The organism is Streptomyces noursei (genome assembly GCF_016917755.1).
GTDB classification, from domain to species: domain Bacteria; phylum Actinomycetota; class Actinomycetes; order Streptomycetales; family Streptomycetaceae; genus Streptomyces; species Streptomyces yunnanensis.
The window spans coordinates 166,167-180,125 of the sequence record NZ_CP070326.1 but is presented as its reverse complement, the minus strand read 5'-3'; the positions used below and the strand labels follow the sequence as shown (position 1 = coordinate 180,125).

Annotated in this window: 4 protein-coding genes (1 of these 4 cut by a window edge); all 4 read left to right on the top strand. The window is 74.0% G+C overall.

Features of this window, described 5'->3' with window-relative positions; translation table 11 throughout:
- The first annotated feature begins 10 nt into the window (after positions 1-10).
- Positions 11-2,902: an AAA family ATPase gene (locus tag JNO44_RS00545; RefSeq protein WP_240167346.1), complete on the top strand. Its 2,892-nt coding sequence runs from the start codon at positions 11-13 to the stop codon at positions 2,900-2,902.
- 3 nt (positions 2,903-2,905) lie between these two features.
- Positions 2,906-5,680: an ATP-binding protein gene (locus JNO44_RS00540; protein WP_205360358.1), complete on the top strand. Its 2,775-nt coding sequence runs from the start codon at positions 2,906-2,908 to the stop codon at positions 5,678-5,680.
- Between the two features lie 326 nt (positions 5,681-6,006).
- Positions 6,007-6,723 (top strand): LuxR C-terminal-related transcriptional regulator, encoded by a 717-nt coding sequence (locus tag JNO44_RS00535; RefSeq protein WP_420882602.1) that lies wholly within the window; start codon positions 6,007-6,009, stop codon positions 6,721-6,723.
- Positions 6,724-7,077: 354 nt separating this feature from the next.
- A protein-coding gene (locus tag JNO44_RS00530; protein ID WP_205360356.1) for a type I polyketide synthase crosses the window boundary here: on the top strand, positions 7,078-13,959 show its 5' end (the start). The gene runs 21,621 nt beyond the window's last position; 6,882 of the gene's 28,503 nt are visible here — the first part of the coding sequence; its start codon is at positions 7,078-7,080; the stop codon falls past the right edge of the window.

The following is a 13,959-nucleotide window of genomic DNA, read 5'->3' as shown; positions in this document are numbered from 1 at the left end:
GAGGGTGTCGGTGACGGGACTGAACGGCGAACAGTACGGGGGGATCGTCTGGGCGGGGAGTCGGCGCACCGACCTGCCCCTGCTCGAACGCGAGGCGGAACAAGCACAGTTGAAGGACGTGGTGGCCTCCCTCGGCGAAGGCCGCCCGGCCGTCGTCTCGGTGACCGGCCGCCCCGGCTTCGGCCACAACGCCCTGCTGCGCTGGACCGCCCGGCTCGCCGAGGAGCGCTCGGTACGCGTCCTGCGCGCCAGCGGATCCCTGACCGAACGCGACCTGCGACACGGAGCCGTGATCCAACTCCTCTCCCCGTTGGGGGAGGTGGCCGAACGCCCGCTGAGGGTGCTGCGCGAGCACCACGAGCCGGACGGCCTGCCGGGCCTCCTCGAACTCCTGCACACCGTCCGCCGGACACCCACACTCGTCACCGTCGAGGACGCGCAGTGGCTGGACCCGGCCTCCCTGCACTGGCTACAGGCCCTGGTGCGTCGCCTGTCCACGGGACTCCCGCTCGCGCTGCTCATCGGCCGCACCGGCGTGGACCCGCACGGCCCCGACTGGCTGGCCGACACCGCCCCCTCCGCACAGCTGACCCGGCACCTCACCGTCCGCGGACTGAGCCCCCGCGCGGTCGCCACCCTCGCCGAAATGATCTTCGGCGTCGCCTGCGACGAGACGTTCGCCGCCGCGGCCGTCCAGGCGGCCCACGGCAACCCCGCCGTACTGCACGCGGCACTGCACTGCCTCGCCGACGCCGGCCACCGCCCCACCGCCGCCCTCGTCCCACAGCTGCGTACCGTGATCACCGGCATCATCGGCGACCGCGCGGGGCGCGCCCTGCGGGGGCTGACCGACGAGTCCACCGCCGTGCTGCGCGCGCTGGCCGTCGCCGGCGACCTGTTGGACTTCACCCTGATCTGCAACCTGGCCGGGCTGCGCAGCGTACGCGAAACCCGGCTGCGCTCGGCGCTGGAAACGGCCGGCTTCACCGTCCCCGACGGCGCCTGCGAACGCATCCGCCTGCCCGTCGTCCGGGCCCGCATCCTGGAGGACACGCCCGCCGCCGAACGCGGCCGCCTGTATGCCGGCGCCGCCCGCCTCGCCTACCGGGCCGGCGCCCCCGACGAGGACATCGCCGGCCTCCTCCTCCACGCACCGCCCATCGGCGAGTCCTGGGCGGTCCACGCGCTGCAAGGCGGCTTCGACGCCGCCGTGCGCCGCAGCGACGACATCACCCGCTCCCTTCCCCATGCACCCTCCGGCGGCGAGCCCTGGGGCGTGCACGCACTGCGGGGCAGCTTCGGCACCGCCGTGCGCCGCAGCGAGTTCGCCCGGGCCGCCGCCTGCCTCAACCGCGCCCTCGACGAGCCCCAGCACCCCGTACGGCGCGCAGAGATCAGCCTCGACCTGGCCAGCGCCGAGGCCGCGTCCGCCCCCGTGGCGAGCGACCGTCGGCTCGCCGCCGTCGTCAACAGCCCGGGCGAGGGCGAGCTCTGGTCCCACGTGCGGTTACAGGCACTGGACATGGGACTGGCCCGCGGGGACGACTCCTGGGGCCGCCGCGTCGCCACCCAGGCCCTGGCCAGCGCCCAGGGCAGCGAACGCGACGACCTGATCGCGCTGTACTGGTACGCCGCCCAGTCCCGGCCCGAGGCCACCGACATCTCCACCAACGGCGTCCCCGCCCTGCCCGAACACCCCCTCGCCCCCGCCCAGGCAGGCATCCGTGCCGCCCAGCTCACCGCACGCGGCCAGCACCGCGAGCAGGCCGCGCAACTGGCCCGCCGTGCCCTGGAAGCAGGCCCCGCCGCACCCGTCATGCCCCGCCTGGAAGCCGCCAGAGCACTGTGGCTCACCGACGCCGCCGGCGAAGCCGAGGAGCACCTCGACGCCATCGTCGCCGAACTGGGCCGCCACCACCGCCGTCCCGCGCTCGCCCGCGCCCTGGCCCTGAGCGCCGGACTGCACCTGCGCGGCGGCCGCCTGGACGCCGCCGAACACGCCGCGGACGCCGCCGAACGGGTACTGCCCGCCGCTGCCTGGCACCCCCTCGCCGCCCCGTACCTCCTGGCCATCCGCAGCATCATTGCCGTGGAGACCCACCAACACGACGTGGCCCGTGCCCTGACCGGCGCCCCCATACCGCCCGGCGCCGAATCCAGCGTTCACTGGCCCCTGCTCCTGCACGCCCGCGCCCGGGTGGCCGCCGACGAAGGACGCTGGGCCGAGGCCGTCGAGCTGTTCAAGGAGGGCGGACGCTGGCTGCTGCGCAGGCAGTGGGTCAACCCCGCCGTGCTGCCCTGGCGTTCGCTGGCCGCCAGAGTCCTGATCACGCTCGGCGACCGGGAACAGGCCCGGCGCCTGATCGACGAGGAACTCACCCTCGCCCGCCGCTGGGGCGCCCCCAGCGCAGTGGGCCTGGCCCATCTCTGCGCCGGATCCCTCGACGCCCCCGGACCGGCCGCCGGTTCCGGCGGATCGACCGGCATCGCGCGCTGGCCCAACCAACTGGCCTACGCCTGGGGCCTGGCCGACCTCGCCACCGAGGAGGCCACCAAGGGCGACCACACCATCGCGGCCCGGCTGCTGACCGAACTGTCCGGCCACCGCGTCACCCGCACCTCCAGCCGCCTGGCCGAACGCGCACGGTGGCTGGCCACCCGGCTGGAACAGACCGCCACCCCCAACGAGTTCACCTCCTCCAAGGAGTGGGCCGCCCTCACACCCGCCGAGCGGCAGACCGCCGAACTGGCCGGCCGCGGCCTGGGCAACCGCGAGATAGCCGAGCAGCTCTCGGTGAGCCGACGCACCGTCGAACTACGGCTGAGCAGTACGTACAAAAAACTGGGCATCACCTCACGCGAGGAACTTCTCGCACGGAGCAGGCCCACGGAAAGGACATGACCGATGCTGTACGAGCGGGAATCCGAACTGGCGCGCATCGACGCCGCAGTGCGTCAGGCGCAGGCGGGCAGACCCTCCGTACTCCTCCTGACCGGGCCCCTGGGCATCGGCCGGTCCACGCTCCTCCAGGAGGCCGGCGCCTCGCCGCCGGGCAACTTACGGGTGTTACGGGCCAATGCCGCCCCCATGGAGCAGGACTTCGCCTTCGGTATCGTCCATCAACTCCTCGGCCCCCTCCTGGGCGACGCCCCCTTCGCCCCCGGCGACCACGGCACCGGCGGTGCCGCCCAGGCGGTCCCGGCCGGCGGCCTCCCGACCCTCGGCGACCACGACGCCCCCGTCTCCGAAGCCGTTCTGCACGGCCTGCGGTCGCTGCTGGCCGACGTCTGCGCAACCACCCCCGTACTCATCCTCATCGACGATCTGCAGTGGGTGGACCTGCCCTCCCTGCGCTGGCTCGCCTACCTGGTCCGCCGCACACACGGGATGCGCCTCGCCCTCGTGTGCACCCTGCGGGACGGCGACCCGCGGGCCCAGCACCCGCTCGTCGGCGACCTCGCCGACGCCGGAGAGGTCCTGCGTCCCGCCCCGCTCTCGCTGGACGGCACCCGAGCCATGATCCGGCACCACCTGGGCGAACCCGCCGAGGAACGCTACGCCCAGGCTTGCCACGACACCTGCGCCGGCAACCCGCTCTTCCTCCGGTCCGTCCTGCGCGAGCAGGCCCTCGACGGCCACCGGCCCACCGCCGACCAGGCCGACCGGGCCCGCACCTCGCGTCCCGCCCAGCTCCGCGATCGGCTGGCCGGCTGCCTCCACACCCAGCCCGGCCCCGTACGCGACGTGGCCGCGGCCATCGCCGCGTTCGGCGACCACGGCGAGCCCGACCTCATCCAACGCCACGCGCGACTGGACACCATCAGCTATCAGCGCGCCCTGCGGGCCCTGCGCCTGCTCGGCCTGCTCGCCCCCCACGACACCCCGCGCTTCTTCCACCGCGTCGTGGGCGACGCCGTCGAATCCACCCTCACCATCGCCGAATGCGAACGCTCCCGGGACGCGGCGGCCGAAATCCTCCACCAGGCCGGCCGCCCGGCCGAACATGTCGCAGAGCTGCTGATGACCGTCACCGCCACCCACCGCCCATGGGCCAGCGGGGTCCTGCGGACGGCCGCGGAAGCCGCACTGCGCTGCGGTGCGCCGGACGCCGCCGCCCGCTACCTGCGGCGCGCGCTGCTGGAGAGCAGCGTGGGCGACAGCGAACGCGCACGCCTGCTGATCGACCTGGCCAAAGCCGAACGCGGCATCGATCCCGTCGCCTGCGAACGTCACATCAGCCAGGCCGTCCGCCTGCTGTCGTCGGCCACCGACCGGGCCGTCGCCACCTTGCTGGTCCCGCCCAGCTTCCTCGGCGAGGCAACCTCCTCCATGGTGGACCTGCTGCGCGAAGTCTCCGAGGACTTGGAGACCACGGCGCCGCACCAGGGGAGTCCCCGCGAGATCGCCCTGCGCCTGGAGGCGCGTCTGTGGCACGCCGGGCACGAGAACCCGGCGGAGCTGACCGGCGCGGTGGCACGCCTGCGCTCACTGGGCACCACACCCCCCTTGGAGAGCAGCGGCGCCCGCGAACTGGCGGCCGTACTGATCAACGCGGGGGTCCTCTCAAGCGCCCTGCCGGCACCGGACATCGCAGCCCTGGCCGAACAGATCCTGGAACGCGAGCCGGTGACCTCGGCGCGTGCCCGCACCGCACTGCCGCTGGTCGTGTTGGCCCTGTACGCCGCCGACGCGGTGGAAGGCATCAACGTGTCCTGCGAGTCGCACACCGACCCGCCGCACGCGGGGGTGCACGCCGAGAACGCCCTGCTCCAGCTCGCCCGCGGGTACCTGACCCAGGCCCACGAACTGGCCGACCGGGCGGCCGCGCTGGCCGACGCGGACTGGCGCGAGCCGACCGCGGTCATCCGGGCCGCGGTGGCCATGGAATCCGGCAACGTCCAGCTGATCGAACGCCTCCTCAAGGACTCCGGGAAGCGCTGGCCGGCCAACCTCGCCACGACGGTCATGCGGCAACTGCTCGGGGCCTCGCTCGACACCCGCCGTGGCCACGATGCCGACGCCCTCAAATCCCTCCTGGCCTGCGGCCGGCAGCTGGAAGCGGCCGGCTGGCGCAACTCCGTCCTCTTCCCCTGGCGGCCCCGCGCCATCGTCCTCCACCACCGCCTGGGCGAGGCCCGGCCGGCCATGGCACTGGCCGACGAGGAACTGGCCTGGGCGCGACGGTGGGCGGCGCCCGCCGCTCTGGGCCGCGCACTGCGCCTGAACGCCCTCCTGCCCGGCGGAGGGGGCGTCCCCGCGCTGCGCGAGTCCGCCGAGGTCCTGCGCGCCTCCTCCAACACGCTCGAACTGTCCCGCACCTTGCTCCAGTTGGGCCGCACGTTGGAAGGCGGCAAGGAGGCGCAGACGGTTCTGCGCGAAGCCGTTGACCTCACCACCGCCTGCGGCGCACCCTGGTTGACCGAACGCGCCCGTGCGGCCCTGGGAGCCGCCGCTCCCAGTCAGGAGACTCCGCTCACCCGTGGTGAGCGCCAGGTCGTCTCGTCGGTGCGTCGCGGCCTGACCAATCAGGAGATCGCCGAGGAACTCGGCGTGAGCACCCGTGCGGTGGAGAAGCGCCTGACGTCGTGCTACCGCAAGTTGGGCGTCGCGGGGCGACGCGAGCTGCTGGAGCGGGCGGAGCGGGCGCAGGGCGATTGCGTCGCGCTGAGCACACCGTGACGAAAGCCGCTCAGGGCCAGGGGATACCGGCGGTAATCGGTTCGGGTGTTCGGGGGGCCGAAAGATCGCGGCGGGACCGTACCGTGCGGAGTGTCCGACCGCAGGATTAGGGGTGGGGGGCGGGTGAGCGTTGACGCTCGTCCGGATCGATCCTTAGTGTCGATTGTGCAGGGGAGTTCGGAATTCCTGCCCGGCGGATGCCGGGCCATCGGATCCCCTGTCCTACTTGATTCTCTGGATTTCCCCTTCTCGTTCGATCTCTCCTGATTCCTGGTTTGCAAGCGGGGGTTGGAAAGGATGTCGGTCCCTTGAGGATTTCTGCTCTGGTGGACTCTCTGCAGCTGTCGACAGACCACAGTGCGGCCGGTACGGCCGGTACCGCGGTCCGGGGGGAGGAGCGGCCGAGCGTGTGCATATCCGTACTGGACCCAGCGCTGACGATCCGTCAGGCCAATCAAGACTTCTTCCACCAATTCGCGACCCCCGCCGAGGATTCCGCGGACGTGCTCGCCCCACTGCCCTCCGATTCCTCGTCGACGGCACCCGACGTCTTCGGGCGCAATTTCCGCGAGTTGGTGCACCCCAGCGTGCGGCAGCCGCTCATGCGGCAGTTCGAGCGGCTGCTGGAGGGGCGCCGGGACCGGTTCGCCACGCAGGTGGTGGCGCTGCGGCCGACCGGCGACGTGTTCAACGGCAGCCTCACGGCCGCCGCCGTGCGCGGCTACGGCCCCGACCCGACCGCGGTTCTCGTGGTGATGCGGTCGGGCCAGAGCGCTGAGGACGATGCGGTGGTGGCACCGCGAAGGAAACTTCTCAGCGAGATCGACGCACGAATTCTGGAAGGAATCGCGGCGGGCCTGTCCACGATTCCGATGGCGTCCCGGCTGTATCTCAGCCAGCACGGTGTGGAGTATCACGTCACCGGACTGCTGCGGAAACTGAAGGCCCCGAACCGCGCGGCCCTGGTCTCCCGCGCCTATGCGATGGGCGTGTTGACGGTGGGGACCTGGCCGCCCCGTGTCGTGGACGACTTCATCAAGTAGTACCCCGCTCCGCATTCTGAGGGTTCGCCGTGCGGACGCGGGCCGAGGTCCGGCATCGGGACCTGGCCCGTGCGGAAGGCGAGCCGAGTAGGTACCAGGCGCCGGGAGTGCCGCCGAGGATCCGCGGCACCCCGGCCCGTCCGTGTGCGGCCGGGCCCGGGCCCCGCCGACTCTACGGAATTCCATGGCCACCCCCATAGAGACTGGGTGCGTGGCGTGCGGGAAGTCGAGCTGCCTTGTGCAGGGCACGCAGAAAACTCAGTCGCAGTGGAACAGCCGTCCCCCAGTGCCGGATGCCCACATCGAAATCCTCTGCTGCCCGACGGTCTTGAGATGGGTTGGAACGTGGCGAACATGGATCAGGAACAGAAGCTCCGCGACTACCTGAAGCGGGCCAGCGCCGATCTGCGGCGCTCCCGACAGCGGGTGGGCGAGTTGGAGGCGGCGGCCCGCGAGCCGATCGCCATCGTGGGCATGAGTTGTCGTTTCCCGGGGGGCGTGAGCAGCCCCGAAGAGCTCTGGTCCCTGCTCGCCGACGACGGGGACGGCATCACGGCTTCCCCCGATGACCGCGGCTGGGAGATGCTGACCGAGGACCCCGGGCAGTTCTCCGGCGGATTCCTCCACGATGCGGCCGAGTTCGACGCCTCCTTCTTCGGGATCTCCCCCCGCGAGGCCCTCGCCATGGACCCGCAGCAGCGCCTGCTGCTGGAGTCCTCCTGGGAAGCCTTCGAGCGGGCCGGTATCGACCCGGCCTCGGTCCGGGGCGGCCGGACAGGCATGTTCGTCGGGGCGATGCCCCAGGAGTACCGGGTGGGTCCGGACGACGATGTCCAGGGCTTCGCCCTGACGGGCACCACCACCAGCGTCCTCTCGGGCCGACTCGCGTACTTCTTCGGCACCGTGGGCCCGGCGGTCACCATCGACACCGCCTGCTCGTCCTCCCTCGTGGCCCTGCACCTGGCCGCCCACTCGCTGCGTCAGGGCGAGTGCTCCCTGGCGCTGGCCGCGGGCGTCACCGTGATGTCCAGCCCCACCACCTTCGTGGAGTTCAGCCGCCAGGGCGGGCTCGCCGCCGACGGGCGCTGCCGCTCCTTCGCCGACTCCGCGGGCGGCACCGGCTGGGCCGAGGGCGTGGGCGTCCTGGTCCTGGAGCGCCTCTCGGTGGCCCGCCGCAACGGGCACAAGGTCCTGGCCGTCATCCGGGGCTCCGCCGTCAACCAGGACGGCGCCTCCAACGGCCTGACCGCGCCCAACGGCCCCTCGCAGCAACGGGTCATCGAGCAGGCGCTGGTCAGCGCGCGGCTCTCGGCCGACGAGATCGACGTCGTCGAGGCGCACGGGACCGGCACCGCGCTGGGCGACCCGGTCGAGGCCCAGGCACTGCTGGCGACCTACGGCCAGGGCCGGGACGCCGAACACCCCCTGCTGCTGGGCTCCGTGAAGTCCAACCTCGGCCACACCCAGGCGGCGGCCGGCATGGCCGGCGTCATCAAGATGGTGCTGGCCATGCGGCACGGCCTGCTCCCGCGCACCCTCCACGTGGACGCGCCGTCCTCGCACGTCGACTGGACCCAGGGGGCCGTGCGCCTGCTCACCGAGCCGGTCGCCTGGCCGCAGGGCGAACAGCCGCGCCGCGCCGGCATCTCCTCGTTCGGACTCAGCGGCACCAATGCACACACGATCCTGGAGGAGGCCCCGGCCGCCCCGTCGCCCGAGGCAGGCCAGGAGGACACGGCACTCCCGGCCGCCGCCGCACCCGTGGCGCCGGGCGCCGTCCCGTGGCTCGTCTCCGGCCGCACCCGCGAGGCGCTGCGCGCCCAGGCGGCGCGGCTGCTCGCACACCTCACGTCCCACCCCGACCTCGCACCCGCCGACGTGGCCTACTCCCTGGCCACGGCCCGCTCCGGCCTCGAACACCGCGCCGCGTTCACCGCGGCCGACCTGGACCGGGCCCGCGCAGCCCTCACCGCGCTCGCCGACGGCATACCGACCCCCGGCCTCGTGCAGGACACCGCCCGGACCCGGTCCAAGCTCGCCTTCCTCTTCGCGGGCCAGGGCTCCCAGCGGCCCGGCATGGGACGGGAACTGGCCGCCCGCTTCCCCGTCTTCGCCACCGCCCTCGACGAGGTCCTCGGCCACCTCGACCAGGGCCTCGAACGCCCCCTGAAGGACGTGCTGTTCGCCGCCGAGGGCACGCCCGAGGCCGCCCTCCTCGACCAGACCGGCTACGCCCAGCCCGCGCTCTTCGCGATCGAGGTCGCCCTCTACCGGCTCGCCGAGTCCTTCGGCATCAAGCCGGACTTCCTCACCGGGCACTCCATCGGCGAGATCGCCGCGGCGCACGTGGCCGGGGTCTTCACCGTGGCCGACGCCGCCGCCCTGGTGCTCGCCCGGGGCCGCCTCATGCAGGCGCTGCCCGAAGGCGGCGCCATGGTCTCCCTGGAAGCCACCGAGGAGGAGGTCCTGCCCCAGCTGGCGGACCGGCAGGACCACGTCTCGATCGCCGCGGTCAACGGTCCCGCCGCCGTCGTGATCGCCGGCCGGGCCGACGAAGTCGACGCCGTCGCCGAGCACTTCGGCGCGCTGGGCCGCAGGACCAAGTGGCTCCGCGTCTCGCACGCCTTCCACTCGCCGCTCATGGAGCCCATGCTGGCGGACTTCCGCGCCGCCGTCTCCCGACTCACCCCGCAGGCACCCGTCATCCCGGTCGTCTCCGGACTGACCGGGACCCTCGCCACGGTGGAGCAGCTGACCTCCCCCGAGTACTGGGTGAACCACGCCCGGCACGCCGTACGGTTCGCCGACGCCGTCGACTGGCTCCACGGCCACGGCACCGCCACCTTCCTGGAGCTGGGGCCCGACGGCGTCCTGTCCGCCATGGCCCAGACCTGCCTGGCCGCGACCGGCGCCACCGACGGTGCCCCCGACACCGCGGACGGCGTCCCCGCCACGCTCGCCGTACTGCGCCCGGGCCGCCCCGAGGCCGAGACCCTCACCGCCGCGCTGGCGGGCCTGCACACCCGCGGCGCGGCCGTCCAGTGGGAGCCCTACTTCCAGGGCACCGGCGCCCGGCGCACCGACCTGCCCACCTACGCCTTCCAACGCCGGCGCTACTGGCCCAAGAGCCTGCCCGCGACCGGCGGTGACGTGCGCGCCGCCGGCCTGGGCGCGGCGCACCACCCGCTGCTGACCGCGGCCGTGTCGGTCGCCAACTCCGACGGCCTGCTGCTGACCGGCCGGCTGTCGCAGCGCACCCACCCCTGGCTCGCCGACCACGCCGTGCGCGGCACGGTGCTGCTGCCGGGCACCGCCTTCCTGGAGCTGGCCGTGCGCGCCGGGGACGAGGCCGGCTGCGGTCGCGTGGAGGAACTCACGCTGGCCGCCCCCCTGCTGCTGCCCGAGGAGGGCGGCGTCCAGGTGCAGGTGTGGGTGGGCAGCCCCGACGAGTCCGGCCGCCGCGCCGTGAGCGTCCACTCCCGCCCCGACGGTCCGGAGGAGCTCCCCTGGACCCAGCACGCCGCCGGCACCCTCGTGACCGGCGAGCACCACGCCGACTTCGACGCCACCGCCTGGCCGCCCGCCGACGCTCAGCCGCTGGACCTCGACGGCTTCTACGACCGCCTGGCCGACACCGGCTTCGCATACGGCCCCCTCTTCCAGGGCCTGCACGCCGCCTGGCGCCGCGGCGACGACGTCTACGCCGAGGTGACCCTGCCCGAGACGGACCGCTCCGACGCCGAGTCCGCCGCGTCGTTCGCGATCCACCCGGCCCTCCTGGACGCCGCGCTGCACGCCGCGGCCTTCGCCGACCTGGGCGAGCACGCCCGCGGCGGCCTGCCCTTCTCGTGGCAGGACGTGACCCTGCACGCCAGCGGGGCGACGACGGTCCGGGTGAAGCTGACCCCGGCCGGAGACGACGCGGTGGCGATCGCCGTCGCCGACACCGCCGGCGACCCCGTCGCCTCCATCGGCTCGCTCGTCCTGCGCACCGTGCCCGACGAGCAGCTCGACGCCGCCAACTCCCTCGCCCGCGAGGCCCTGTTCGAGCTGCGCTGGACCGCGTCGCCCCAGGACGCCCAGGCCGCGCCCGCCTCCGTCGCCGTCCTCGGACCGGACCCCTTCGGCCTGGAGTTGGCCCTCGCCTCGCCGGACCGCATCGTCACCGCGCTGCCCGGCCCGGACGCCGACACCCCTGCCCCGGACGTCGTCCTCGCCCCCGTCCTGGGTGCGGCCGACGCCGTCGGTGACGAGGTCGTCACCTCCGTGCACGACCGCACCGCCCACGTCCTGGAACTCCTGCGGACCTGGCTGGAGAACGAGCGGTACGCCGCCTCCCGGCTGGTCCTCGTCACGCGCGGCGCCGTCGCCACCGACCCCCGGCAGGCGCCGGACCCGGTGGCCGCCGCCGTCTGGGGCCTGGTGCGGGCCGCGCAGAGCGAACACCCAGGCCGCTTCGCACTGTTGGACCTCGACCCCGCCTCCGCCGCGCCCGCCGCGCAACCGCTGCTGCAGGCCCTGGCACTGTCCTCGGACGAGCCGCAGACCGCCGTCCGCGGCACCGCCGCGCTCACCGCGCGGCTCGCCCGCGCCCGGACGGCGCAGCACGCCACCGAGTGGGACCCCGAGGGCACCGTGCTCCTCACCGGAGCCACTGGCGGCCTCGGCCGCGTACTGGCCCGGCACCTGGTCACCGAGCGCGGCGTACGGCACCTGCTGCTCGCCAGCCGCCGCGGCGCCGACGCCGAGGGCGCCCGGGAACTGGTGGCCGAACTCACCGGCCACGGCGCGCAGGTGGCCCTCGCCTCCTGCGACCTGGCCGACCGCGCCGCCGTGGACCGGCTGCTGGCCGACGTGCCCGTCGAGCACCCCGTCACCGCCGTCGTGCACAGCGCCGGCACCCTCGACGACGGCGTGATCGAGTCGCTCACCCCCGAGCGGATCAGCGCGGTACTGCGGCCCAAGGCCGACGCCGTCTGGCACCTCCACGAGGCCACCCGCGACCTGGACCTGGCGGCCTTCGTCGTCTTCTCCTCCCTCTCCGGCACCGTGGGCGCGGCCGGCCAGGGCAACTACGCCGCCGCGAACGCCTTCCTCGACGCGCTCGTCCAATTGCGCCGTACCCAGGGCCTGCCGGGGCTCTCCCTGGCCTGGGGCCCGTGGGAGCCCACCGGCGGAATGACCGGCGGTCTGACGGACGAGGACCTCGCCCGCCTGGCCCGGATGGGCACCCCCGCGCTCACCGCGGAACAGGGCACCGTCCTCTTCGACGCCGCCACCGCCATGGACGCCGCCGTCCTGCTGCCGACCCGGCTCGACCTGTCCGTCCTGCGCCTCCAGGGCGAGGTGCCGCCGCTGTGGCGCGGTCTGATCCGCACCCCGGCCCGCCGCTCGGTGGTCTCCGGCTCGGAGACGGCCGTCACCCTCGTGCAGCAGCTGTCCCGGCTCGCGGAAACCGACCGCCGTGAGGTCGTCCTGGACCTCGTGGCCGGTCAGGTGGCCGCCGTACTCGGCCACGCCGGCACCGCCGACATCGACGCCCGCCGCCCGCTGCGGGAGCTGGGCTTCGACTCGTTGACCGCCGTCGAACTGCGCAACCGGCTCAGCGCGGCCACCGGCCTGCGCACCGCCGCCACCGTCATCTTCGACTACCCGACCGTCGACGCCCTCGCCACGCACGTACTGGCCGAACTCATGGGCTCCGAGGTCGCCACCGCGACCAGCGCCCCGCGCGCCGCCGCCGACGAGGACCCCATCGTCATCGTCGGCATGAGCTGCCGCTACCCGGGCGGCGTCGCCTCGCCCGAGGACCTGTGGCGACTGGTCAGCGAGGGCACCGACGCCATCTCGGGCCTGCCCACCGACCGGGGCTGGGACCTGGACGCGCTCTACGACCCGGACCCGGACCGCACCGGCACGTCCTACTCCCGCTTCGGCGGATTCCTGCACACCGCCGCCGACTTCGACCCCGCCTTCTTCGGCATGAGCCCCCGCGAGGCCCTGGCCACCGACTCCCAGCAGCGGCTGCTGCTCGAAGCGTCCTGGGAGGCCGTCGAGCGCGCGGGCATCGACCCGACGTCCCTGCGCGGCAGCCGGACCGGCGTGTTCGCGGGCGTGATGTACAACGACTACGCCACGGTCCTCGGCGGCGGGCAGTTCGAGGGCCACCAGGGCAGCGGCACCGCCCCGAGCGTCGCCTCCGGGCGCATCTCCTACACCCTCGGGCTGGAAGGCCCCGCCGTCACCGTCGACACCGCCTGCTCGTCCTCGCTGGTCGCCATGCACTGGGCGATGCAGGCGCTGCGCGCGGGGGAGTGCTCGCTCGCCCTGGCCGGCGGTGTCACCGTGATGTCGACGCCCGGCGCCCTCATCGAGTTCTCCCGGCAGCGCGGTCTGTCCCCGGACGGCCGCTGCAAGGCGTTCGGCGACGGCGCCGACGGTGTCGGCTGGTCCGAGGGCGTCGGCGTCCTCGTCCTGGAACGCCTCTCCGACGCCCGCCGCAACGGGCACCAGGTGCTGGCGGTGGTCCGCGGCTCCGCCGTCAACCAGGACGGCGCCTCCAACGGCCTGACCGCCCCCAACGGCCCCTCCCAACAGAGGGTGATCCGGCAGGCGCTGTCCGCCGCCGGCCTGTCCGTCACGGACATCGACGCGGTCGAGGGCCACGGCACCGGCACCACCCTCGGCGACCCCATCGAGGCCCAGGCCCTGCTCGCCACCTACGGCCAGGACCGCGACGCCGAACGGCCGCTGCTGCTCGGCTCGGTGAAGTCCAACATCGGCCACACCCAGGCCGCGGCCGGCGTCGCCGGCGTCATCAAGATGGTCCTGGCGATGCGCCACGGCGTGCTGCCCCGCACCCTCCACGCCGACGAGCCGTCCTCGCACGTGGAGTGGGACTCCGGGGCGGTGCGCCTGCTCACCGAGGAGACCCCCTGGCCGCAGGCCGACCGGCCGCGCCGCGCCGCCATCTCCTCCTTCGGCTTCAGCGGCACCAACGCCCACCTCATCGTCGAGGAGCCGTCGGCCGCCCCCGACCAGCGCGAACAGCGGGCGAACACCCCCGTCGTCGTGCCCTGGACGCTGTCGGGCACGAGCCGGGCGGCGCTCCGGGACCAGGCCGCCCGCCTGCGGTCCTTCCTCGACGAGCGCCCCGCCCTCGACCCGGCCGACGTCGCGCTCTCCCTCGCCACCACCCGCTCGGCCTTCGACCAGCGCGCCGTCGTGACCGGCGAC